Genomic DNA, 24,417 nt, shown 5'->3' with positions numbered 1-24,417 from the left:
GACTGAAGGTAAAATGAAAGAGAAAAGAACACAGAGGGAGTGGATACTGGGAATCAATGCGGTATTTCTTATTTTTTTGGTAGTCATAATGCGCCCGGTTTTTGAAACAAATGATGATCTGACGATTGTGGAGATGGTATCAGGAGCCTGGAACATACAGGATGCACATGTTGTGTATCAGAATTACCTACTGGGAAAATTATATGTGCTGTTGTATTCCCTGACGAAGTGTGTTCCGTGGTATGGACTGATTCAATTTGTTTTTTTGTGGCTGGCATTTTCCACGATTGTATATGTGATCATGAAACGGTTGCCCAAAGAACTGGGAATAACGTTATCAATACTGGTGTTATGTTTTTTTGGATATGAATGTTATATTAAGATGCAGTATACGAAGACGGCAGGCGTTCTGACCATTGCGGGAATTTTGCTGATTTTTTATGCAAGTACGGAAGAAATCAGATCAAAAAAACTCCTGATTTCGGGAATTGCTTTGAGCTGTATCGGAAGCATGTACCGTTTTGAGCAGTTTATTGCATGCGTTGCTTTGATGTCCGGACTGGGAATCTGTCAGATGTTAAAAGGCAGAAAGAAAGATGTTTTTAAGCGAGTACGAAGACCGTTATTTGGGGTTCTGGTTATGCTATTGCTTTCTTTTGGACTGAAAGGGTTTGATACGTTCGTTTATCAGAGTGATCCGCAGTGGAAACAGTATACAGAATATAATGAGCTTCGAACAGAACTTCTGGACTATGATTTTCCGGAATACGAAGACTATGAAGAGGAATATGAACAGTTAGGAATTACAGAAGATGCCTATAAATTATGGAATCACTGGAATTTTGGTGATCCTGATTTGTTTAATATAGAAACAATGAAAAAGCTGGTCAGCCTGACTTCTGCAAAGAAGTTAAATGGAGAAGTGATAGAAAGCTTTCTGGAAAAGTTTCCAAAACGGTATTTTCAGACGCCGGTATTTTATGGTGTATTGTTGGTAATTCTTTTATGCTTATTTGAAAGAAGAAAGAGCCTAGAAAAATACGGGACATGGATCTATGAAATTGTCTTATTCATGGGATTGTATTTTTATCTGTACTGGCAAGGAAGATATAATCTGAATCATGTAGATGTATCATTGTGGCTAGCTGTGCTGCTGGTTATTTTCTGGACAATGGATGGAAACAGGCAATGGTTTGAAAAGCAGACAGGAATGATTCTTTGTGCAGTGGTGTTGATTTTCAGCCAGTATCAATGGTATGACAACTGGAGAATGAATGCAGCTCAAGCGGGAATTGATGGAAGAAGCGTGCTAGAAGATCTGAAAGCTGATTCAGGGCATCTCTATATTACAAAAAGTAAAACATTAGATTACTCAAATGGTTATGGACCATTGGATTTGATGCCGGAAGGAATTTCCGGACATTTTACCTATTTTGGTGGATGGGAAACAGATACGGTATTATGGAAACAAAAGCTGGCATGCTACGATGTGGTAAATCTATACAAAGACAGCATCAATAATGAGAAAGTCCGCCTGATTGACGATGAAATAGATGTGACGATAAACTACATCCACACATATTATGATGAAAATGCAAAGGCAGTTCAGGTAGATACGTATAAAGGGTATCCGGTTTATAAAATTGTATCTGAAAAACAGGGCTAAATTGCTCTTGACAACAATTAATAGAATGTTATAATGAAAGCCAGTTAATACAAAAAGCAAAGACAGGAAGAGTAAGCTGACAGAGACATCCAGAGAGAGGTACAAAAGGTGTGAGTATCTTATGAAGAAGTCAGTGGAAGACCACCCTGGAGCGGCTCCAATAAAGCCCGGCCGACACCGTTATCGTCCTAATGAGTGGTGATTACACAAGATGGGTGGAACCGCGGTAAGAGTTAGTCTATCGTCCCTGAACAGTTAAGTGACTGTTCAGGGATTTTTGTTGTATTACAAAAAATAAAGGAGCATGAAAAGATGAAAGTGACATTAAAAGACGGATCAGTCAAAGAGTATGCACAGCCGATGGCAGTTATTGACATTGCAAAAGATTTAAGCGATGGTCTTGCACGTGTAGCCTGTGCAGGTGAGGTAAATGGAGAAGTTGTAGATCTTCGTACAGTCGTAGAAAACGATGCAGAGGTAAACATCTTGACTGCAAAAGACGAGGCAGGACTTGCTGCACTGAGACATACCGCAAGCCATGTGATGGCACAGGCAGTAAAACGTTTGTATCCGAGCACAAAACTGGCAATTGGACCGTCTATCGCAGATGGATTCTACTATGATATGGAGTTTGAGACTCCCCTGACCAGCGATGATTTTGATAAGATTGAAGCAGAGATGAAGAAGATTATCAAAGAGGATCTGAAGATCGAGCGCTTCACCAAGCCGCGGGCAGAAGCCATCGAGTTTATGAAAGAAAAAGGCGAGCCGTACAAAGTAGAGCTTATTGAGGATCTGCCGGAGGATGCAGAGATCAGCTTCTACAGTCAGGGCGAGTTTACAGACTTGTGTGCAGGACCGCATCTTATGAGTACTAAGGGCGTTGGCAAAGCATTCAAGATCATGAGCCTTGCAGGCGCTTACTGGAGAGGCGACGAGCACAACAAGATGCTGACCCGTCTCTATGCAACTGCTTTTGCTAAGAAAGAGGAGCTGGAAGCTTACATCACCATGATGGAAGAAGCAAAGAAACGTGACCACAGAAAGCTTGGAAAAGAGCTGGGACTGTTCATGATGCATGAGGCAGGACCGGGATTCCCCTTCTTCCTTCCGAAGGGAATGACTCTGAAAAATACACTGCTTGACTACTGGAGAGAGATTCACAAAAAAGCAGGTTATGTAGAGGTATCCACTCCGATTATCCTGAACAGAAAACTGTGGGAGACTTCCGGACACTGGGATCATTACAAAAACAATATGTACACCACTGTAATCGATGATGAAGATTATGCAATCAAACCAATGAACTGCCCGGGTGGTGTTCTGGTATATGCATCCGAGCCGCGTTCTTACAGAGACCTGCCGCTGCGTGTAGGTGAGCTGGGACTGGTACATCGTCATGAGAAATCCGGTCAGCTGCACGGACTGATGAGAGTTCGCTGCTTCACTCAGGATGATGCACATATCTTCATGACTCCGGATCAGATCAAAGATGAGATCAAGGGTGTTGTAGCACTGATCAACGAAGTTTACTCTCTGTTCGGATTTGAGTATCATGTAGAGCTGTCCACCAGACCGGAAGATTCCATGGGAAGCGACGAAGACTGGGAGATGGCAACCGAGGGCTTAAGAAGTGCCCTTGATGAGATCGGTCTTCCGTATGTAGTAAACGAGGGAGACGGCGCATTCTACGGACCGAAGATTGACTTCCATCTGGTAGACTGCATCGGAAGAACCTGGCAGTGCGGTACGATCCAGCTTGACTTCCAGCTGCCGCAGCGTTTTGAACTGGAGTACATCGGAGCAGACGGTGAGAAACATCGTCCGATCATGATTCACCGAGTTGTATTCGGCTCTATCGAACGTTTTATTGGTATCCTGATTGAGCATTTTGCAGGTGCATTCCCGACCTGGCTGGCACCGGTACAGGTTCGTGTTCTTCCGATTTCTGACAAATATATGGATTACGCAAAGAAAGTGGAAGCACAGCTTGATGAAGCAGGCATCCGTGTTGATGTAGATACCAGATCTGAGAAAATCGGTTACAAGATCCGCGAGGCAAGAAAAGCCAGAATTCCGTACATGCTTGTTGTAGGTGAGAAGGAAGAGGCAGAAGGAAAAGTATCCGTCAGAAGCCGTTTCCTTGGAGATGAGGGTCAGAAAGACCTCGGCGAATTTATCGCTGCAATTCAGGAAGAGATTCAGAATAAAGTGAACAGAAAAGTAGAGACAGAAGAATAGAATCCTTTTTTCTGGAAAATGTGCCATGTAAAATAAAAAAACTGTTGACAACCGACTTCGCATTTGCTATGATAACGAAGTCGGTTGAAAACAGACGATATATGGCGAGATAGCTCAGTTGGCTAGAGCACACGGTTCATACCCGTGGTGTCGAGGGTTCGAATCCCCCTCTCGCTACTTTAAGCTTCCTAAGTAATTAGGAAGCTGTTTTTTTATCTTCAAATCATCGATCGTGAAAAAGGAGGCTGCATATGCGAGTAGGAATGGGTTATGATGTACACCGTCTGACAGAGAACAGGGATCTGATTCTGGGAGGAGTGAAGATTCCTTATGAAAAAGGATTATTGGGACATTCAGATGCGGATGTATTGCTGCATGCGATTATGGACGCGCTTCTGGGAGCAGCGGCCATGGGAGATATTGGAAAACATTTTCCAGACACGGATCCGGCATATGAAGGTGCTTCCAGTATGAAGCTTCTGGAGCATGTGGGAAAACTTCTGGAAGAGGAAAATTATCAGATCATCAATATTGATGCGACGATTATCGCACAGCGCCCGAAGATGGCACCGCATATTCCTCAGATGGTGGAAAATGTGGCCAGAGTGCTGAAATTAGAGAAAAATCAGGTGAACATCAAGGCAACGACGGAAGAAGGACTTGGATTTACCGGAACCGGAGAAGGCATTTCTTCCCAGGCTATCTGTGCGTTGATGCCGATTACTTCTTATATTGATGACGACCGGGCAGTGGCAGGCTGTGGAGGCTGCGGCGGATGCATGAGATAACAGCAGAGCCGAAATATTTATCAGCGGAAGAACGGGGATGGACAAGAGCGCTGTATCAGGCAGCGTTTCCGGAAGATACAGAACGGTTCGTAGATTTTTATTATCAGTATAAGACGAGAGATAACCAGATTCTGGTATTGGAACAGGATGGACAGATCGTGTCCATGCTGCATCGGAATCCTTATACCATGATTATGAACGGATATGAATTTCTGGCGGATTATATTGTGGCCGTGGCGACGGAGAAGGCATTTCGCCATCAGGGCTGTATGAGAAAGCTGTTGGAAAAGGCATTGAATGATATGGCAGATCAGGGGATGCCCTTTACGTTCCTGATGCCCGCCAGTGAAAGCATCTATGCACCGTTTGATTTTGTATGGATCTGTCCATATACGGAACTTCCTATGAGAGTAGCGAGGATGAGCGCAGAGGCACAGAATCGCTATCTGGCAGGCCGTTACCAGATGTTCTGCAAACGGAACGCCCGCTATATGGAAAATCTGCAGGCAGAGAGAATTGCAGAAACGGGCGAAGCCATGCCGGATCATATCCCGCCGTTTATGGCGCGTGTTACAGATGTCACTTCTATGCTGCGTCTTATCGGAAGCCGGGAAGAGAAAGTGCTGTATCTGAAGATTAAGGATCCGATTGTGGAGAAGAACAACGGATATTTCTGTTGGACTACAGCACCGGAAGAAAGTGTGGTAGAACGGATGGAAGAAGCACCGGAGCACATTGATCTGGAATTGACCATTGGGGAATTGACATCATTTTTATTTGAAGGAATGAAGATTTGTCTTTCGGAGTCGGTTTAAGCTTGACAAAATCCGCTAAATTTCATATTCTATAGAAAGAATTAAGCAAAATGCGTGGAACGGATAGAGTAATCTGGCCAGAGCCATCAGAGAGGAATTGCCACCGGCTGAAAGCAATTCCAGGCTGCTGAAGAGGAAAGTGCATCCGGGAGCAGACAGGAGGAAGTGTATATCAGTATTCCTGTACGTCAGACACACGTTACGTGTATGGAGTGGAAAAGGTGAGCTGCCTTTTTCAATAGAGTGGAACCACGGATACCTTCGTCTCTATGTTGGAGACGGAGGTTTTTTTGTATCACTAAGAATGAAGGAAAAAAGAGGAAGTAGAGCAATTATGGGAGTCATCAGTTATGTTAAAGAGGAGATTGCGGTGATTCGGGAACGGGATCCGGCAATCAAGTCGAATATGGAAGTATTTCTGTATCCGACTTTTCATGCGATCCTGAAATATCGATTCGCACATAAGCTGTATCAGAGAAAACATTATTTCTGGGCCAGATGGATTTCACAGCGGACCGCCAGAAAGACCGGGATCGAGATTCACCCGGGTGCAACTATCGGAAAGGGACTTTTCATTGACCATGGAACCGGCGTGGTCATCGGTGAGACCGCAATTCTGGGCGATAATGTAACTCTGTATCAGGGTGTGACCCTTGGTGGTACGGGAAAAGAACATGGAAAGCGCCATCCGACGCTGGAAGACAACGTTATGGTCAGTGCCGGTGCCAAGATCTTAGGATCATTTACCATTGGCGAGAATTCCAAAGTAGGAGCCGGAAGTGTGGTACTGCAGCCGGTGCCGCCCAACTGTACGGTGGTCGGTGTTCCTGGGCGCATCGTAAAGAAAGACAATGTGAGAATCCCGAGAACGGATCTGGATCAGGTGGATCTTCCGGACCCGGTACTGGATGCAATTTCAGAATTGCGTGAAGAAAATAACAAATTACGCGAAGAATTGGAAATACTGAAAAAAGAAATCAAAGGAGGAAATGTACAGTGATTCGCATTTATAATACCTTATCCAAGAAGAAAGAAGACTTTGTGCCGTTAGAGGAAGGAAAGGTTCGCATGTATGTGTGCGGCCCAACTGTTTACAACTTTATCCATATCGGAAATGCACGCCCGATGATCGTGTTCGATACGGTTCGCCGTTATCTGGAGCACAAAGGATATGAGGTGAATTTCGTATCCAACTTCACGGATGTGGATGATAAGATCATTAAGAAAGCCATTGAGGAAGGCGTTCCGGCAGAAGAGATTTCCCAGCGTTATATTGCAGAGTGCAAAAAAGACATGGAAGGCATGAACATCAAACCGGCCACCACCCATCCGTTGGCAACTCAGGAGATCGGCGGTATGATTGAGATGATCTCAGAGCTGATTGAGAAGGGGTATGCTTACGAGAAAAATGGAACCGTTTACTATCGTACCCGTAAATTTGCAGAGTACGGAAAGCTTTCCCATAAGAATCTTGATGATCTGCAGGGAGGAAATCGTTCTCTTCTGGTATCCGGTGAGGATGAGAAGGAAGATCCGCTGGATTTCGTTCTCTGGAAACCGAAGAAAGAGGGCGAGCCGGCATGGCAGTCTCCATGGGGCGAGGGCCGTCCGGGATGGCATATTGAGTGCTCTGTCATGTCCAAGAAATATCTGGGGGAGCAGATCGATATTCATGGTGGCGGAGAGGATCTGATCTTCCCTCATCATGAGAACGAGATTGCCCAGAGTGAGGCATGCTCTGGAAAATGCTTCTCCAGATACTGGATGCACAATGCATTCCTGAACATTGACAACCGCAAAATGTCAAAATCCCTTGGAAATTTCTTTACCGTCCGTGAGATCGGTGAGAAATACGATCTGCAGGTACTGCGTTTCTTCATGCTGAATGCACATTACAGAAGTCCGCTGAACTTCAGCGCTGACCTGATGGAATCTTCCAAGAACGCACTGGAAAGAATCCTGACCGCTGTTGAAAACCTGAAATATGTGGCAGAGCATGCATCACTGCAGGAGATGACCGAAGAGGAAGTCCTGAAAGCTGACGAGGCAAAGAAATTCCAGGAGAATTTTGATCATGCCATGGATGATGATTTCAATACCGCAGACGCTATTGCAGCTGTTTTTGATCTGGTCAAATTTGCAAATACCAATGTGGCAGAAGGTTCCAGCAAGGCATTTGCAGATGCGTTGAGAGGGAAAATCCAGAGCTTGTGCGATATTCTTGGTATTATTACAGAAAAGAAAGAGGAACTTCTGGATGCTGATATTGAGCAGCTCATCGAGGAACGTCAGGCAGCCAGAAAGGCTAAGAACTTTGCACGGGCAGATGAGATCCGTAATGAGCTTCTTGAGAAGGGCATCGTTCTGGAAGACACCCGTGAAGGAGTAAAATGGAAGAGAGCATAAAATATTTAAAAGAGCAGTTTGATCTGCAGCCGGTGGATATCCGCACCTATTCACCGGTGGTGCTCGCCTATATAGGAGATGCAGTCTATGAACTGGTGATCCGTACGATTTTGGTGGATCAGGGAAACCGACAGGCGAATACACTTCATAAAAAGGCGAGTACTTATGTCAAGGCATCTGCACAGGCTGCCATGGCAGAAGCATTTCTTCCGGAACTGACGGAGGAGGAGCTTTCCTATTTTAAACGCGGCAGAAATGCAAAGACGGTCAGCATGGCAAAACATGCGACCATGCATGATTACCGCCATGCGACGGGTTTTGAGGCGCTGATGGGATATCTGTATCTGACGGATCAGATGAAGCGCATGATTGATCTAATTAAAATCGGTATGGAACGTACAGGAGGAACCCCATGAGATATGAAGAACTGACCATCGAGGGCCGAAATGCGGTCATGGAAGCTTTCCGCTCAGGCAAGACCATCGACAAGCTCTTTGTGCTGAAAAATTGTCAGGATGGCCCGGTAAACAGTATTTTAAGAGAAGCCAGAAAACATGATGTAATTGTAAGCTTTGTGGCAAAAGAACGTCTGGATCAGATGTCAAAGACCGGAAAGCATCAGGGTGTCATTGCATCTGCTGCAGCCTATGAGTATGCAGAGGTGGAGGATATTTTAAATCTTGCACGGGAAAAGGGCGAGCCGCCTTTTATTTTCCTTCTGGATAACATTGAGGATCCCCATAATCTGGGAGCGATTATCCGTACTGCTAACCTGGCAGGTGCTCATGGCGTTATCATTCCCAAGCGTCATGCAGTGGGACTGACGGCAACCGTAGCGAAGACGTCTGCAGGCGCTCTTAATTACACTCCGGTTGCCAAGGTGACAAATCTGGGTGCTACCATGGAGGAATTGAAGAAAGAAGGACTGTGGTTCGTCTGCGCGGATATGGGTGGAACGACTATGTATGACCTGAATCTGACAGGACCTATCGGGCTGGTCATTGGAAATGAAGGAGAGGGTGTAGGACGTCTGGTAAAAGAGAAGTGCGACTATGTGGCATCAATTCCCATGAAGGGGGATATCGATTCCCTGAACGCTTCTGTGGCAGCAGGTGTACTGGCCTATGAGATCGTAAGACAGAGGATGAACTGATGGTGAAAGCACCCTATCAGGAGCAGACAGACGAAGAACTGATTGCCAGAATCCGCTCCGGTGAGACAGGCGTGACAGAGTATCTTCTGGAAAAATATAAGCCGCTGGTGAAGAAGCAGGCTCGTACCATGTATCTGATGGGCGGTGAGAATGAAGATCTGATTCAGGAAGGGATGATTGGCCTGTTCCGGGCCATCAGCACCTATCGGCAGGGAGAAGGATCGTTTTATGGGTTTGCCCTCTTATGCATTAACCGGCAGATGTATACGGCAGTTCAGGCATCTGCCCGGAAGAAGCATGAACCCTTGAATGCATATGTCTCGTTGGACGAAGAATCACAGATGCCTTTGGAGGATAGTCCGGAGACCATGCTTCTTCTTCAGGAGAAGGAGGGAAAACGGGAAGATATGATTGCCCGTCACTTGAGCAGCCTGGAAAAAAAGGTACTGGCTCTTTATCTGGAGGGCATGAGCTACGGTCAGATTGCAGAGCAAATCGGGCGCCCTGAGAAGTCTGTCGATAACGCGATTCAACGTTTGAAAAAAAAGTTAAAAAAAGTTGAAAAAAGTGTTGACACTCGGGAGACCCTGTGATATTATAATCAAGTCGCGAGCGCAAGCGACACAAAACAAGCTGCTGTGGCTCAGTCGGTAGAGCGTCGCATTGGTAGTGCGGAGGTCACGGGTCCGATTCCCGTCAGCAGCTTTGAACCGGAAATTCACTTGAATTTCCGGTTTTTTTCATATATTGAAAAATATTCATGAGGGGAAAACTACCTATATGAAAAAATGGATTGAAAAAGGATTAAATATTTATCGGGGCATGTCGGTGCAAGTACGGGCATCCATGGCATTTATGGTTGTCAATTTCATGCAAAAGGGGATTTCTTTCCTGACGGCACCTATTTTTACCCGTTTATTAACGACGGAGGAGTACGGGGTCATTACGATTTATTCTTCCTGGGCAGATGTCATTGGTATTTTTGCCATGTTTGGTCTTTATAATAATGTGTATTGCAGAGGTATTCTGGAATTTAAGGAAGATAAGAAGAATTTTACGTTCTCCTTGTTGACACTGGCAAATCTGATTACTTTGATTGTATTTGGTGTGGTATGGACGGTAAATACGTATGTGCTTCATTTCCTGAACATTCCGAACATTTTGATTTTCTTTATGTTCTTTACATTCCTTTTGGAACCGGCTTTTGAATTTTGGAAAACTGATCAGAGATTTGCGTATAAATATAAATTGCTCTGTCTGTTTATGATTCTGGTCATGGTATTTTCACCGACCATTTCCATGGCAGGAATATTCCTGTTTCCGGGAAATAAGGTGGTGGCGAGAATTATCGGAGCACAGGTTATGACACTGACCTTGAGCGCTGGATGCTATTTGCTGGAAGTATACCGGGGAGGCGGAAGACCGAAACTTTCTTACTGGAAATATGCAGTGCTTTATAATTTACCATTAATTCCTTACTTTCTTTCCAGTTATGTGTTGAGCAGCAGTGACCGGTTGATGATTGGATATTTCTGGGGAGAAGATAAAGCTGGAATTTATGGAATTGCTTATACGATGTCAGCGGTAGTAAACATTGTGTGGAATTCCATCAATGCAACGTTGGTTCCTACGATCTATCAGCGGTGTGATGACGGAAGAAGGGATACTCTTTCTCGGTTGGTAGTGCCAATTATTGCCGGATATGGAGGTGTCTGCCTGTTAATTATGTTACTTTCGCCGGAAATTATCCGATTCTTAGCTCCGTCCAGCTATGGAGAGGGCATGTACATCATTCCGGTAATTGTAGGCGGTGTCTTCTATATGTCCATTTTCAGCATTTTCTCCAATATTATTTATTATGAGAAAAAGCCCAAATATGTCATGGGTGCAGGTGTTGCTGCAGCTGTGATGAATTTTATCCTGAATCTTATATTTATTCCGTTGTGCGGTTATTTTGCAGCAGGCTATACCACGCTGGCTTCTTATCTCCTGCAGGTAGTGTGGAGCTATGTGGCAGTAAAGAAAGTAACGGGAGAATCTGTTTACGATATGAAGAAACTGGGAATTATCGGTTTGATCATCCTGGGAATGTCTATTGGAGCCCCGGTTTTATATTCCTTTACCATCCTTCGCTGGGCATTGTTAGTGGTGATTGTGGCAGTAATCTGGATCAAACGGGATGTAGTGATAGGAGGTCTTCTGCGTGACAAAAAGAAAATGGCTGACAAATAAGTTTAGGCATCTGGCCTATTCGACCGGAGAACAGGTTTCTGGTTTCCGAAATACACATAAAAAGAGAGAAACCGAGAAGAAAATTCTGCTGTTTTGTTCCAGCCGGACCATGGAAGAACATCTGGTAAATTTTATGGAACAGCTGGAAGATCAGCCGCAGTATATATTTTATCTGTGTTTTGGAGACTATTATGCAGCAGGAAAAAAGCAGGACAAGAGCCAGACGTTATTCCGGGATAAGAAGGTAACGATGGTCACTTCTAATTGGCAGCTCTATATGGGCTTGTGGGACTTGATTGTCTGCGCGGATCTGGAGCTGCCATTCTGGGTGAAAGAAGGAACAATTCCGAAGGTTTATATAGGGCATGGCGCTGGAGGCGTCAGCTATGATAATGGAGAAACCACCTATGATTATGGAGCGGATAGTTTTGACAGGCATGGAAATCCCATGTTTGACATGATGCTGGAACCGAATAAGGAGACGGCGAAATTCATGTGCAAAGATCCCGTTTTTGGAAAGACCATTCATTCTGGTGGTTATCGATATGCTTGGCGATTAAAAGAAGCTTCGGAAAAGCAAAAGGAATATAAACAACAACTAGGAATTCCGGCGGACCGGATTGTGGTCAGCGTATGGGGATCCTGGGGAAAAGAGAGCCTATTTCATGTATTGGGTGAGGAATTGTTTGTCGTCTGCGAAGAATTGAGACAAAAGGGATATGAATTTATTTTTTCCATTCATCCAAGAGAATATCAGCGCTATGACGAACAGATCGAACCTTTAGGAGAAAAGGTGGAAGTCTGCAGGGAACGAGGCATGTTGGTGAGGTCTCCGCAACAGGACTGGCTGCCTTATATGATGGCCAGTGATGTGGTATTGATTGATTATTCTGCTATGTTATCTTTGGCGGTGCTGGCAGGAAAGAAAATTATTCAGAGTGATTTTCCAGAAGGAAAAATATGGAAGAGATCCATGCATGCAGCACTGAGAAAGGTATTTCCGGTAATTTCACGGGCAGAGGATCTGGAAGCAGCTTTGGAGGAAGTACTGGGAACGGACAAGTACGAAAAAGAGATTCAGCGGTTTCAGGGCCAGCTCTACGCTTCGAAAGAGGATTATAAGAAATTTATTCAGGATACAGTGCAGGATTTAGTGAATAGATAGCATAAGAATCTTGCAATGTACGGAGACAATATGCTATGATAAAAAACAGTTTTAAACCCGAGGAGGAATAAGTGATGGAGAATGAAGTCGTTTCCAAGAATTTTATAGAGACAGAGATCGATAAAGACCTTGCAGAAGGCGTTTATGATACCGTGCATACCCGTTTCCCGCCGGAACCCAACGGATATCTGCACATCGGACATGCCAAGTCTATTCTGCTGAATTACGGACTGGCAAAAAAATATGGCGGAAAGTTCAATCTGCGTTTTGATGATACGAACCCGACCAAGGAGAAGACGGAGTTTGTAGAGGCCATCAAAGCCGATGTAAAATGGCTGGGGGCAGAATGGGATGACAGACTGTTCTTTGCTTCTAATTATTTCCAGCAGATGTATGAGGCCGCTGTGAAGCTCATTAAGAAAGGAAAGGCTTATGTGTGCGACCTTTCTGCAGAGGAGATCAGAGAGTATCGTGGAACCCTGACTGAGCCGGGTAAGAACAGTCCCTACCGTGACCGCAGCGTAGAGGAGAACCTGCAGCTGTTTGAGGATATGAAGAACGGAAAATTTGCAGATGGAGAGAAAGTACTCCGTGCAAAGATCGATATGGCTTCTTCTAATATGAATATGAGAGATCCGGTTATTTACCGAGTGGCACATATGACCCATCACAACACCGGAGATACATGGTGTATTTATCCGATGTACGATTTTGCTCATCCGATTGAGGATGCCATTGAAGGAATTACTCATTCCATCTGTACACTGGAGTTTGAGGATCACAGACCGTTATACGACTGGGTTGTAAGAGAACTGGAGTATCCGCAGCCGCCGCGTCAGATTGAGTTTGCAAAGCTGTACCTGACCAATGTGGTAACCGGTAAGCGTTACATTAAGAAGCTGGTAGAGGAAGGCGTAGTAGACGGATGGGATGATCCGCGTCTGGTATCCATCGCAGCTCTTCGCCGTCGTGGATTTACACCGGAGTCTATCCAGAAATTCGTAGAGCTTTGTGGTGTGGCGAAGGGACAGAGTTCCGTAGACTACGCAATGCTGGAGTACTGTATCCGTGAGGATCTGAAGATGAAGAGATCCCGTATGATGGCAGTGCTGGATCCGATCAAATTAGTCATCGACAACTATCCGGAAGGAGAGGTTGAGTATCTGGATGCAGCCAATAACCTGGAGAACGAGGAACTGGGTTCCAGAAAGATTCCGTTCTGCAGAGAGCTGTATATTGAGAGAGATGATTTCATGGAGGAACCGCCGAAGAAATACTTCCGTCTGTTCCCGGGCAATGAGGTCCGTCTGATGCATGCATATTTTGTAAAATGTGTAAGCTTTGAGAAGGACGAGAATGGCAATGTAACCGTTGTTCACTGTACTTATGATCCGGAGACCAAGGCAGGAAGTGGATTTACCGGAAGAAAGGTCAAAGGAACGATTCACTGGGTTCCGGCACCTTATGCCGTGGATGCAGAAGTACGTCTTTATGAGAACCTGATTGACGAGGAGAAGGGTGTTTACAACGAGGATGGTTCTATGAACATCAATCCGAATTCTCTGACTGTTGCACAGGCAAAACTGGAGCCGGCTCTGAAGGATGTGAAAGCATACGATAGCTTCCAGTTCGTGAGAAATGGTTTCTTCTGCGTAGATGCGAAAGATTCCAAGGAAGATGCACTGGTATTTAACCGGATCGTATCTCTGAAGAGTTCTTTCAAACTGCCGAAGGCAGAATAAATGGAATAACAGGGGGGATCACTGCACAGGTGCAGTGGTCCCTTTTTGAGGAAAATGAGGAGTAACAACAGATGAAAAGAAAAATGTGGATGAGAGCACTGGCCCTGCTGACAGCCACAGCAGCGGTAATGACAGATTCCGGTATGGTCTATGCGGCTCAGACAGTAGAGAATGTGCCGCTTCAGCAGGAGTCGGCTGAGAAAGAAGTGCCGGAGGAGGAAACACCGCTGGAAACTGAGCCGGTATCGGAAGAACCAGAAGCAGAGCCGGTGCAGGAGGAGATAACACCGGATACGGATCAGGACGAAGCGGAGACAGAAGTGCCTCTGGTGCAGGATAAGGAGACAGAAAAAAAGGAGACAGAAAAAGAACCGGAGACCGTCACAGAAGAGTATACCTGGGAACCGGTTTTCACAGAAGCAGCGGAATGGGAGGAAAAATTTTCCTTTGAGCAGCCGCAGATCGGAGAAGCACTGGATGAAGAAAGTGCAGAGGAGGAAGATACCGAGTCAGAAGAGAACGCAGATTTCTATGCGACCTATTATGGAGATCAGCTGGAAGATGAACTGGCTGCAGAACTGTATCAGAGTTTGACAGCGGAAGATCAGGAAGAGTTTACTTTTGAAAATGTCACCGCAGAGGAAGTAGAAAAAGCAGCGCAGGCAGCTTTCGATGCATTTCTGCTGGATGAGACCGAGTGGACAGTAGAAGAACTGAAAGACAACTGTAACCTTAAGATTCATTCCGAAGGAACGGTGAAGGAAGACGGGGAGACGGAATGGAATATTTCGGCTCTCTGGACATTGCCGGAGAAAGAAGATCCGGAGGCAGAAGAAGAGGCTGGGAAATCAGAAGAATCCGAAGAACAGGAGGAAACTGAGGAGCAGGAGGCACTTTCTCAGGAAGAGGCAGCGCGTCTCTATCGCAAACAGTGTGTGGAAGAAGAAATTCCCTGCGTATTGATGGTCAGCGTGGAGGATGAGGAGTTTATTTTCCAGAATGCAGTTCGTGATGAAGAGGGAATCTGGCAGTTGGTAGATTCCATGAAGAAAGAAGAATCTTCTGAGGAAGAGGAGCCGCTGGAACCGGAAAATGAGACTGCCACGCAGGAAGAAACTGCAGCCATGGAACCGGTACCACAGTCGGAAATCACAGAGTCGGAAAGCCAGGAGCCAGTCACGACAGAATCAGGAGTTGCCGCTTATTCCGCAAGGCAGGAAGTACCGCAGGAACAGACACTTCAGAATGTATCCGTGACAGGCGTGAAAGCGAAGATTTATACAGGAAAACCTCTGACACAGAAAGTAAAGATAAAAGATACAACAACTGGGAAATTGTTGAAAGAAGGAAAGGATTATACTATTTCCTATGAGAATAATGTGAATGCAGGTACAGCAACGCTGGTGGTTCGTGGAGTTAGTGGAAGTGGTCACACCGGAGTACTGCGGATGAATTTCACCATTGCACCCCAGACGGTAGCAAAAAAAGTCAAAGGAAAAGTATTGCAGAAAAAAATCCTTTATACGGGAGCAGAATTGAAACCATCCTTTTCTTTGACATATAATAAAATGACGCTGACAGCAGGAAAAGATTACCAGGTGTCTTATGCAAATAACATTGCAAAAGGTAGCGGACAGATTATTGTGACCGGTCAGGGAAACTATACAGGAATGCAGATCATTAAGTTTAAGATTACTGGGCCAAAGATGAAGGATGCCAGTGTGAGCTTAAATACCAGTTCTACTGTTTATAATGGTGCCACCAGTTATCCGGGAGTCACTGTTACCTATGCTGGAAAAACTTGTAAGGAAGGAACTGATTACACAGTTAAATATCCCAAAAAACTGAAAGCAGGAAAAAATAGTATTTCTGTCAGAGGAAAGGGCAATTTCTCCGGTTCTGTAAAACTGACTTATACATTGAGTAAAGCATCCATGGAAAAGGCAAAAGTTTCCATTCCGTATGCATGGCAGTATGCCAAAAAGGTAAATCCGGTGCCTGCCAGTGTGACAATGGACGGTACAGCGCTGAACCTGAAAAAAGACTATACGATAAAATATTATTCCAAAGCGACCGGAAAGACGCTGAGCAGGATCAAGACAGAAGGGGAGTATCAGATTTTTCTTATCGGAAAAGGAAGTTATACAGGCACAAAAACGTTGGATATCTGTGTGACCAGCGATCAGAATATCCTTGCCAATAATTATGACAGCGGATGGGAACCGGAACCAGAACCGGAAAAACCAGTCGTCGTACCGGAAGATACGGTATACTCACAGAACAAAGTGCCTGCGGACCATGATTATTATATGGGGTACTATGAACAGTACAAGATTACCTCTAAAAAAGGAATTCAGGGTACTTCCGCATACACGGAGGATCTGGGAGTACAGCATGTACTGTTGAACGTGGACATGGCAGATTTGATCAGTACTACTGCAAAATCTGGTTATGTTCCATATACTTATAAAGGAAAGACTTATTACTTTGGCGACTTGATCGCGTTAAAAGATACCATTTATTATCTTCATGGATGGGGAAGCAATGGAGAGAACCCTTATGGTGCAAACCATGCGAGAAATGTAACGCTGGTTCTGCTTATGAGCTGGAAGGATGAGCTGTCCTATCTGATTCATCCATCAGCCAGAAAAAAAGGTGCAGCACCGTACTATGCGTTAAATATGCAGGATGCAGCTGCAAAAGATACCTTTGAGGCGTTGTTCCGCTATATGGGAGAGTGGCTTGGCCAGTACAAAATCCGTGTCAGTAACTGGACATTGGGAAATGAGGTAAATAGCTGCAAGGAATGGAACTATTCCGGCAATATGTCCCTAAATCAATGTGTGGAAAATTATGCAAAGGCATTTCAGCTGTTGTATAAGGGCGTAAAACGGACGGCAACCAGCTCCAGAGTCTTTATTTCCCTGGATCACTGCTGGACTGCATCCGTGGCCGGACACAGTGGAAAATCATTTTTGGATCAGTTTGCAGCCTATATGGCCCAGACGGCACCGGATATGCAGTGGAATGTCAATTATCATCCCTATTCCGATCCGTTGGGAAGTACGAATTTCTGGAGTAATACCAGCAGTACATCCAATAGCAGCAATACAAAATATATTTCCATGCGAAATATCAATGTGCTGACGGATTATTTGTCTCAGCTGGAATCCAAATATGGAAAAGCTTCGGGTTCGATTCGTGTCATTCTGGGTGAGTTTGGTTATTCCGCGAATGCGGGAAATACTTCCCAAGAGCAGCATCAGGCGGCAGCTCTGGGCTATGGATACTATATTGCCATGGCGAACAGCCGGATTGACAGTTATATTATCCGTGCTTATCAGGATGCCCCGGAGGAAGGAAAACTGAAACTGGGACTCCGCACAAAAAATGATGTGGCAAAAGAATCCTATCAGGTGTATAAGTATCTGGATACTTCAGAATCAGAGACCTATATGAATAAATATTTAAGCATCGTTGGCCTGAATAATTGGAATCAGATTTCCGGTTTTGATGACAGTGCATTTAATAACAACGATTTCTAAAAATCAGAGCATACAAAAATCCCGGCATGCAGTGCATGTCGGGATTTCGTCATTCATGGGCAAAACCTAAGCTTCCGGAGCGTTTTCTGCTTCCTCCGGGGCTTTTTCTTCTTCCGGTTCTTCCTCTTTTTCATCAGCTTTTACCGGAGCCTCATCCTCAAAGATTTCAGAATCGTCCTCAAAAGCCTTTATATCATCTTCGTCCTCGTCAGTTTCATCGAACAGGTCATCATCTTCAAAGTCTTCCAGCTCTTCATCAGCTCCAAAGAACCTGCGGAAGAGATAAAGACCTGCGGCAGCAAAAGCAGCTGCGGTTCCGAGAAATGCAACGGTTTTCCATAATTTTTTCATAGGGAATGCTCCTTTCATTTTAGACCTCATTTTATTTATTTTAATATAAATGCCCCTGCAATAAAAGTGGTAAATCATTAAATTTTAAGAAATTTAAGAAAATATCCGTTGAGCTTTTATTTGATTTCGATTACACTATAGAAATATGAAATACAAAGGAAGACAGAAAATGATTCGACTGATTATCAGTGATATTGATGGAACTTTAGTGAAGGAAGGATCTACAGAGATCAATCCGGAATATATGGAAGTGATCCGGCAGTTAGCGGATCAGGGTGTGGCATTTGCAGCAGCAAGCGGACGGCATTCCAGCAGCATTGACGCGGTATTTCACGAAGTGAGAAACCGGATTTTTTATTTATCCGATAATGGCTCCTGCATTCAGAAATATGGAACGCCATGTCATGAACTCCGGCTGAATACAGAAGATTTGAAAGGGTATTTGCAGGAGGCTCTGGAGGGCGGCGATTGTTATCCGCTGCTTTCCACGGCAGAAGGATTTTTTACGGATGAGAAGGATGAGGCATTTGCCAATCTGATTTTTGGGCAGTATAAGGGAGCAGGAGGTATTGTGGAAAATCTGCAGGAGTATCTGCAGGAAGGGGTAAAGTTAAGCCTTTACTGCCTGGATGATGTAAAAAGGGTTTATGAGCGCATGTCCGAAAATTGGAAAGAGAAGTTTGCGATTAATATTTCCGGGGAAAAATGGGTGGATATTAACGATCCGGAGGCCACCAAGGGAAATGCAGTCAGATGGCTTCAGAGGGAGCTTGGCGTAAACAGGGAAGAGACTGTTGTCTTCGGTGATAATTTTAATGATATGTCCATGCTGGCATGCGGGGACAGAAGTTATGCTTCGGTTCTGTCGGCACCGGAAGTGAAACAGGCAGCCAGGTACGAGGTGGCATCCTATGAGGAAGATGGTGTGCTGCAGGTGCTGAAAGATATTTTGCAGGAGGTGGCCCATGAAAAATAGACGAAGAATTGGCTGCATGGGACTGATGGCAATGCTTTTGATCAGTTCTTTGACTGGCTGCGGCGATACGAAGATCGTGGTGACTACCGGTCTGGCGCCTAACGAGCTGTTTCGCATTGGAAATGTGTCCTGTGCCATGCCGGAGGCGTTGGTTTATCTCAATAACCAGAAAAATCAGTATGAAAATATCTATGGCATTGAGATGTGGGATCATGCATTTGGAGATACGACACTGGAAGAATATTTAAAAAGTCAGGTGCTTTCTCAGCTGGCGCAGATGAAGAGTATGGTTTATCTGGCAAAGGAACGGGATATTGCACTTTCCGAGGAGGATGAGCAGAAGGCAGAAAAAGCAGCTTCTGAGTATTTTGCATCGTTGAGCCAGGAGGAGATTAAGCTTCTGGGTGTGGATGAGGATGCAGTGAAAAGCATGTATGAGGATTATTGTCTGGCGCAGGAAGCTTACGATAAGATCACGGAAGATGTGACGGTGGAGGTCAGTGATGACGAATCCAGGGTCATACAGTTAGATCAGATCTATGTGCAGGAACAGTCACTGGCGGAGGAACTGAAAGGCAGACTTGATCAGGGCGAAGATTTTGAGACACTGGCCGGCACCTATTCCAAGGCGCCGAAGGTGACCGTATCCGTGGCGAGAGGAGATGAAAGCCAGGAATACGAGGATGTGGCGTTTGATCTGGATAATGATGAGATCAGTGACGTGTTTGCGGCGGATGACGGATATTATATCCTGAAATGTCTCAATACCTATCTGCCGGAGGAATCTGAGGCTAATAAGGCAAAAGTAGAGCAGCAGCAGAAAACAGAACGCTTCCAGAGCATTTACGATGGATTGATGAAGGATACTTTGTCAGAGTATCAGAAGCATCTGTGGGAAAAGGTGAAGTTTGAAGATTACACGGATGTGAAGACAGACAGCTTTTTCAAAGTGTATGAAGAAAACTTTGCATAACGAATGAGAAGAAATGAAAGAGATTCCGGGGTTAACCCAGAATCTCTTTTAAACTGTTCAGAAGTTCGGTATTTTTCTCCGGCATCATAAAGCAGAAGCGGAAGAAGGTCTCGTCCTCCAGCCCGGGGAAAGTGGAGCAGTCCCGGAGCATCAGTCCTTTTTTGATGCAGTGGACAAAGACGTCATAGGAAGTCACGCCCTCCTTTAAAATGCGGACCAGAATGAAATTGGCATGGGGTTTATAGACCTTGACGGTATCCCATGTTTTCAGTTCGTTGTAAATGCGTTCCCGTTCCGTGGAAATTAAGTTCCGGGTCTTTTCGATGTAATCCCAGTCATGAAACATATAGGAACCTGCAATTTCTGCCAGGCTGTTGATGGTCCATGGATTTTTCTCCTCCATGATTTTAGCCAGCAGCGGAAGATTGGCGGTCATGGCATAGCCAAGCCGGAGTCCAGGAGAGGCGAAGAATTTGGAAATACCCCGTAAAATGGCAAAGTTATCAAATTCCTCCAACAGTCCTACAGAACTGATACTCTCATTGTCAGGAGCAAACTCGGCATAGGTTTCGTCGATCATGACGAAAATGCCCAGTTCCTGGCAGCGGGCGAGAATCCGGCGCATCTCCTCCGGGGAGGATGCGGTGGACGTAGGATTGTTGGGATTGCAGATGACGCAGAGATCGGCCTGTTCTGCTGCCAGCGCGTTGCAGAAATCTTCCACGTCCAGCTGGAATTCATTTTCTTCTTTTAATGCGTAGTAGAGGACTTCGCCTCCGTTCAGGCGGACCTCCCGTTCATACTCAGAATACGTAGGAGAGACAATCAGTGCCTTTTTCGGGTGGTTGATCTGGATAAACAGGGAAATCAGTTCTGTGCATCCGTTTCCCACCAGAATCTGCTCCGGACGGCATCCGGTGTAGCCGGCAATGTGACTGCGAAGCTCGGTGTATTCCGGATCCGGGTAAGTAGTGACTGCGTCAATGTGGGCAGCCAGTCCATCCTTCATTTTTTTGGAAATACCAAGGGGGTTTACATTGGCGCCAAAGCCGGTAATCTGTTCCTTTGGGATTCCAAAGTATTTCTCAATCTTTTCTAAGTCACTTCCGTGGAAGTGTTCTTTTCCCTCAATCTTAGGTTCTGTATTTGTATTCATTTCTACCTCAGTCTTCTGTCCTGCGGTTGCGTAGAGCAAACCAGTGGTGATATAATATTGATAGTACTGATTATAATCAAAATTAGAGAAAATGCAACGGGGTTCATATGAAAGACAAAATCATAGACTTTTCCAATGGAATATTTACCTATGAGCAGGCAAGCCTTCGGATCGAGCCGGAAATGCTGAAGCTGGAGATTCAGGACGGCCGTGGGGTGGCGGGCAGCTTTTTGATTGTTTCCTGCGACGAACGGCGGGTAAAGGGCATTGTGATTTCGGAGATTCCTGGATTTCACCTGAAGAAAACCAGCTTTTTCGGCCGTGCGGCGAGGATGGAATATGAGTATCAGCCCCAATGGATCCGGGAGGGGGAGACACGGGAAGAAAAGCTTTTTGTGGAATCCGATGCAGGGGAATACGAGATTCCGGTGGTGATCACGGCAGTTGTGAAAGAAATACAGCAGCAGGAAGAAGAACCTTTGCCGGAAGAAAGAGCATCTGCAGAAGTTAAGCAGGAATTGAAAAAAGGACCGGGCCGTTCAGAGGACTGGAAACGGCGACGCAGCAGACAAAAGATCATGGCGGCATTCTTAATGGAGCTGGAGAGGGAGCGGCGCGGAGACAGCAGCGTAAAGAAGGCGCTGCAAAGATATCGGACTCTGGTAGATCAGCTTCGGAAGGAAAATCCGGAGGATCCGGTAGGACCTCTTATGGATGCCTGGGTTATGTTCCGGGAAGGACGGAAGGAAGAGGCAGGATGGATTTTAAGAAAATATGAAAAGACCAGGCTATACCAGCAGAAGCAGGTGACGGTCCGCGCTGTCTTTTTCTATGTGAACAGTTATGTTGGGGGAAATTGTCTGCCACAGCTTCAGAAACTTTATCAGAAACAGCCGGAGAACTGGATCCTGGTGCTCATGCTGTTGGAAAAAGATCCAAAACTTCAGCAGGATTCCCGCATGGCTTATAAACTGCTGGAACGGCAGTTTCGTGGGGGCGTGAGAAACCGGCTGCTCTATCAGTGCGCCTGGGAGCTTCTGAAAAAGGATATGGCACTCTTTACAGGACTGGATGCATTTGCACTGCAGACCTTTGCCTGGGCATCAGCTCATGGATTTCTGACATCGGAGACTGCCATGGCGGCAGCCAGCCAGGCAGCAGGAGTGAAGCACTGGTCTTTTCTGACGGCGAGGCTTTTAAAAGCCTGCTATCAGACGGTGCCCTGCAGGGAGACGGTCGGGGCGGTCTGCGCGATTTACATCCGGGGACATAGGACCGATGAAGATGCCTTTGTCTGGTATTATAAAGGGGTAGAACTGGATGCCAAGATTACCAATCTGTATGAGTATTTTATGTATGCGCTGCCAGACAGTTATGCGGAACTGCTCCCACGGCAGATCATCCTGTATTTCGATTATCATAATACACTGAGCGGAAAGCAGAAGACAGCATTTTACACAAACCTTTTACGTCATGGAGGCATGGAAGGTGCAGACATGGAGCATCACCGCTGGAAACTGCAGGAATTTTTACTGGCACAGTTAAAGGAACGAAGGCTCAATGAACAGCTGGCATGGCTTTATGAAAAGTGTCTGGCTGTGGAGACATTGGAAGGAGAACAGCTGGATGCCCTGACAGATCTTCTTTTTTTAAGAAAGCTTACTTGTAAGGATCGGCGGATCCGTCAGGTGGAAGTCCGCTATGAACAGCTGGAGCAGGTGTTTATCGTGCCGCTTTCCGGTGGAAGTGCCTGCATTCCTATTTATACACCGGGGGCAGAGATTACCCTTCTGGATGAGCAGGGAAGACGATATCGGAAGACGGTTCCCTATGATTTGAAAAGGTTATTGATATCACCGGCATTTTTGCAGGTCTGCATTCAGCAGAGAAAGGAACATCCGGGACTGAATCTCTATCTGTTGGAAGGAAAAGGAGATCACAGACTTCATAGTGAGACTGTGGAAACAGCCCGGAAGCTTCTGAAGAGTGGGAAGCTGACCAGGGACTATGAGCGGAAATTAAAATTGGAGCTTCTGCAGTATGAACGGAAGCATCGGAGACTGGAAAAGATAGAGGAGGAACTCCTGATCCCGGACGGGGAGTATTTAAACAGAGAGGAACAGGGGACTTATCTGGAAATTCTTATCTTGCTGGAACGGGATGAGGAGGCATGGAAATTGCTTCAGAAAACAGGGTGCCGTACAGCAGATCCAGCTATCTTATTAAGGCTGCTGCTGCGGCTTCTGGAACAGAAAAAGATTTCTCATGATGACCTGCGTCCGTGGGCATGGGAGGTATTCAGGAAAGGAAAGTATACGGATCGGATTCTGGCGCTGCTGGCAGAACAGGGACTGGCGGATACCCGGTCACTTCTGGAGCTCTGGAGGGCATGCAGAAAGTTTGATTTGCATTTTCAGGAACTGGAAGAGCAGCTGACAGCCCAGGCACTTTATACAGAACGGCATGTGCAGGAAGTATTTCCGGTGCTGCAGGATATGGATGAGCGGGGGACAGATCCGGTCATGGTGAGCGCATGGCTTAACTATTTGTCGTGGCTCGATTTTGTGAAGGAAGAGCCGGTGCCGGAAGGATTGTTCGAGAGTCTGGAGCAGCATATGATCTGGGATGATCCGTTGGCAAGAGTGGCCACATTGTCCTACCTTCGCCAGTTATCTGTATTGCTTTTGCTTACGGATACTCAGAAGCGGCTGGCGGGACGGCTTTTAAGCCAGCAGTGGCTGGAACGCAGACGCTTTGCTTTTCTTGCGAAATTACTCCCTTATGCAGAACATATGGATGGAATGAATGACTGCATGACCGTAGAGTACCGGTGTCATCCGGAACATCGGGTGATTCTTCATTATGTGTTGGAATACCATGGAAAGAAAAGTTTCGATTATGTGACGGAACAGCTGTATCCGGTGTGTGGAGGGGTATTTACCAGAACCTTTACGTTATTTTACGGAGAACGGCTGACCTGGTTTTTCACAGAAGAATGCCTGGACGGAACAGAGAAGTCTACGGTGTGCAAGACCTATGAGAATCGGGAGGAGCATCTGACCGGTGACGGGCGTTATGAGAGGTTGTGCCGGATGCAGAAGGCCTGTGATTACCGGCAGGAGCGGCCGCTTCAGCGGATGATGAGGGAATATGAAGCGTTGAGTGCCATTGCACAGGAACAGTTTCAGAGAAGGTGAGAGGGCAGGAT

18 protein-coding genes, 2 tRNA genes and 1 other annotated feature are annotated in these 24,417 nt (G+C 45.7%); of the genes, 18 read left to right on the top strand and 2 right to left on the bottom strand.

Going from position 1 to position 24,417, the window contains the following annotated elements:
- Positions 1–13: 13 nt before the first annotated feature.
- The 15 genes from ACZMB2_RS06500 (at position 14) to ACZMB2_RS06430 (ending at position 17,753) form a co-directional block, all read left to right on the top strand.
- Positions 14–1,666, top strand: coding sequence for a hypothetical protein (locus tag ACZMB2_RS06500; RefSeq protein WP_487596054.1), 1,653 nt, complete (start codon positions 14–16; stop codon positions 1,664–1,666).
- 312 nt (positions 1,667–1,978) lie between these two features.
- Positions 1,979–3,907 (top strand): threonine--tRNA ligase, encoded by a 1,929-nt coding sequence (thrS, locus tag ACZMB2_RS06495; RefSeq protein WP_487596053.1) that lies wholly within the window; start codon positions 1,979–1,981, stop codon positions 3,905–3,907.
- A 103-nt stretch (positions 3,908–4,010) separates the two neighbouring features.
- Positions 4,011–4,084: transfer RNA gene (locus ACZMB2_RS06490), tRNA-Met, on the top strand.
- Positions 4,085–4,158: 74 nt separating this feature from the next.
- The gene (gene ispF, locus ACZMB2_RS06485) at positions 4,159–4,695 is read left to right on the top strand and encodes a 2-C-methyl-D-erythritol 2,4-cyclodiphosphate synthase (protein WP_487596052.1); all 537 of its coding nucleotides are present in this window, start codon (positions 4,159–4,161) and stop codon (positions 4,693–4,695) included.
- On the top strand, positions 4,683–5,510 hold the full coding sequence (locus tag ACZMB2_RS06480; protein ID WP_487596051.1) for a GNAT family N-acetyltransferase: 828 nt from the start codon (positions 4,683–4,685) through the stop codon (positions 5,508–5,510). The genes ispF and ACZMB2_RS06480 overlap by 13 nt, the downstream gene beginning before the upstream one ends.
- Before the next feature lie 46 nt (positions 5,511–5,556).
- Positions 5,557–5,782 (top strand) — a binding site (T-box leader).
- A 62-nt stretch (positions 5,783–5,844) separates the two neighbouring features.
- On the top strand, positions 5,845–6,510 hold the full coding sequence (gene epsC / locus ACZMB2_RS06475; RefSeq protein WP_487596101.1) for a serine O-acetyltransferase EpsC: 666 nt from the start codon (positions 5,845–5,847) through the stop codon (positions 6,508–6,510).
- Positions 6,510–7,916: a cysteine--tRNA ligase gene (gene cysS / locus ACZMB2_RS06470; protein WP_487596100.1), complete on the top strand. Its 1,407-nt coding sequence runs from the start codon at positions 6,510–6,512 to the stop codon at positions 7,914–7,916. Before epsC ends, cysS begins: the two co-directional genes overlap by 1 nt.
- Complete coding sequence (locus ACZMB2_RS06465) at positions 7,901–8,332, top strand: Mini-ribonuclease 3 (RefSeq protein ID WP_118770228.1); 432 nt, start codon at positions 7,901–7,903, stop codon at positions 8,330–8,332. Before cysS ends, ACZMB2_RS06465 begins: the two co-directional genes overlap by 16 nt.
- Complete coding sequence (gene rlmB, locus ACZMB2_RS06460) at positions 8,329–9,069, top strand: 23S rRNA (guanosine(2251)-2'-O)-methyltransferase RlmB (protein ID WP_118770227.1); 741 nt, start codon at positions 8,329–8,331, stop codon at positions 9,067–9,069. The genes ACZMB2_RS06465 and rlmB overlap by 4 nt, the downstream gene beginning before the upstream one ends.
- Positions 9,069–9,662: a sigma-70 family RNA polymerase sigma factor gene (locus ACZMB2_RS06455; protein ID WP_487596050.1), complete on the top strand. Its 594-nt coding sequence runs from the start codon at positions 9,069–9,071 to the stop codon at positions 9,660–9,662. Before rlmB ends, ACZMB2_RS06455 begins: the two co-directional genes overlap by 1 nt.
- Before the next feature lie 39 nt (positions 9,663–9,701).
- Positions 9,702–9,774 (top strand) — tRNA-Thr (locus tag ACZMB2_RS06450).
- 75 nt (positions 9,775–9,849) lie between these two features.
- A complete protein-coding gene (locus tag ACZMB2_RS06445) occupies positions 9,850–11,301 on the top strand; it encodes a lipopolysaccharide biosynthesis protein (protein ID WP_487596049.1) in 1,452 nt (483 codons plus the stop codon).
- Positions 11,273–12,466, top strand: a complete 1,194-nt coding sequence (locus tag ACZMB2_RS06440; protein WP_487596048.1) for a CDP-glycerol glycerophosphotransferase family protein — start codon at positions 11,273–11,275, stop codon at positions 12,464–12,466. Before ACZMB2_RS06445 ends, ACZMB2_RS06440 begins: the two co-directional genes overlap by 29 nt.
- Before the next feature lie 74 nt (positions 12,467–12,540).
- Entirely contained in the window at positions 12,541–14,208 is a 1,668-nt protein-coding gene (locus ACZMB2_RS06435) for a glutamine--tRNA ligase/YqeY domain fusion protein (RefSeq protein ID WP_487596047.1), read from the top strand.
- A 71-nt stretch (positions 14,209–14,279) separates the two neighbouring features.
- Positions 14,280–17,753 (top strand): DUF5722 domain-containing protein, encoded by a 3,474-nt coding sequence (locus tag ACZMB2_RS06430; protein ID WP_487596046.1) that lies wholly within the window; start codon positions 14,280–14,282, stop codon positions 17,751–17,753.
- Positions 17,754–17,819: 66 nt separating this feature from the next.
- Here ACZMB2_RS06430 and ACZMB2_RS06425 read toward each other — a convergent pair whose 3' ends face one another.
- Positions 17,820–18,104, bottom strand: coding sequence for a hypothetical protein (locus ACZMB2_RS06425; protein ID WP_487596045.1), 285 nt, complete (start codon positions 18,102–18,104; stop codon positions 17,820–17,822).
- A gap of 169 nt (positions 18,105–18,273) precedes the next feature.
- On the opposite strand from ACZMB2_RS06425, the gene ACZMB2_RS06420 reads away from it, so the two are divergent.
- A complete protein-coding gene (locus ACZMB2_RS06420) occupies positions 18,274–19,080 on the top strand; it encodes an HAD family hydrolase (RefSeq protein WP_487596044.1) in 807 nt (268 codons plus the stop codon).
- Complete coding sequence (locus ACZMB2_RS06415) at positions 19,070–20,053, top strand: peptidylprolyl isomerase (protein ID WP_487596043.1); 984 nt, start codon at positions 19,070–19,072, stop codon at positions 20,051–20,053. The genes ACZMB2_RS06420 and ACZMB2_RS06415 overlap by 11 nt, the downstream gene beginning before the upstream one ends.
- Positions 20,054–20,084: 31 nt before the next feature.
- On the opposite strand, the gene ACZMB2_RS06410 is transcribed toward ACZMB2_RS06415, so the two are convergent.
- Positions 20,085–21,209: a pyridoxal phosphate-dependent aminotransferase gene (locus ACZMB2_RS06410; RefSeq protein ID WP_487596042.1), complete on the bottom strand. Its 1,125-nt coding sequence runs from the start codon at positions 21,207–21,209 to the stop codon at positions 20,085–20,087.
- A gap of 107 nt (positions 21,210–21,316) precedes the next feature.
- Here ACZMB2_RS06410 and ACZMB2_RS06405 point away from each other — a divergent pair, with 107 nt between their 5' ends.
- Positions 21,317–24,406 carry a DUF5717 family protein gene (locus ACZMB2_RS06405; protein ID WP_487596041.1) on the top strand — a complete coding sequence of 1,030 codons (3,090 nt, stop codon included), beginning with the start codon at positions 21,317–21,319 and terminating at the stop codon, positions 24,404–24,406.
- Positions 24,407–24,417 lie beyond the last annotated feature (11 nt).

Source organism: Hominiventricola sp., assembly GCF_057604405.1.
Note: the sequence above shows the minus strand (reverse complement) of the source record. Positions and strands in the feature narration are given on the sequence as shown.

Bases quoted from the DNA above. Each gene is read 5' to 3' on its own strand.
- thrS (WP_487596053.1), top strand. From the start codon at position 1,979: ATGAAAGTGACATTAAAAGACGGATCAGTCAAAGAGTATGCACAGCCG.
- ACZMB2_RS06480 (WP_487596051.1), top strand. From the start codon at position 4,683: ATGCATGAGATAACAGCAGAGCCGAAATATTTATCAGCGGAAGAACGG.
- rlmB (WP_118770227.1), top strand. From the start codon at position 8,329: ATGAGATATGAAGAACTGACCATCGAGGGCCGAAATGCGGTCATGGAA.
- ACZMB2_RS06500 (WP_487596054.1), top strand. From the start codon at position 14: ATGAAAGAGAAAAGAACACAGAGGGAGTGGATACTGGGAATCAATGCG.
- ACZMB2_RS06420 (WP_487596044.1), top strand. From the start codon at position 18,274: ATGATTCGACTGATTATCAGTGATATTGATGGAACTTTAGTGAAGGAA.
- ACZMB2_RS06465 (WP_118770228.1), top strand. From the start codon at position 7,901: ATGGAAGAGAGCATAAAATATTTAAAAGAGCAGTTTGATCTGCAGCCG.
- ACZMB2_RS06430 (WP_487596046.1), top strand. From the start codon at position 14,280: ATGAAAAGAAAAATGTGGATGAGAGCACTGGCCCTGCTGACAGCCACA.
- ACZMB2_RS06455 (WP_487596050.1), top strand. From the start codon at position 9,069: ATGGTGAAAGCACCCTATCAGGAGCAGACAGACGAAGAACTGATTGCC.
- ACZMB2_RS06405 (WP_487596041.1), top strand. From the start codon at position 21,317: ATGAAAGACAAAATCATAGACTTTTCCAATGGAATATTTACCTATGAG.
- ACZMB2_RS06415 (WP_487596043.1), top strand. From the start codon at position 19,070: ATGAAAAATAGACGAAGAATTGGCTGCATGGGACTGATGGCAATGCTT.
- ACZMB2_RS06410 (WP_487596042.1), bottom strand. From the start codon at position 21,209: ATGAATACAAATACAGAACCTAAGATTGAGGGAAAAGAACACTTCCAC.
- epsC (WP_487596101.1), top strand. From the start codon at position 5,845: ATGGGAGTCATCAGTTATGTTAAAGAGGAGATTGCGGTGATTCGGGAA.
- ACZMB2_RS06445 (WP_487596049.1), top strand. From the start codon at position 9,850: ATGAAAAAATGGATTGAAAAAGGATTAAATATTTATCGGGGCATGTCG.
- ACZMB2_RS06425 (WP_487596045.1), bottom strand. From the start codon at position 18,104: ATGAAAAAATTATGGAAAACCGTTGCATTTCTCGGAACCGCAGCTGCT.
- ACZMB2_RS06435 (WP_487596047.1), top strand. From the start codon at position 12,541: ATGGAGAATGAAGTCGTTTCCAAGAATTTTATAGAGACAGAGATCGAT.
- ispF (WP_487596052.1), top strand. From the start codon at position 4,159: ATGCGAGTAGGAATGGGTTATGATGTACACCGTCTGACAGAGAACAGG.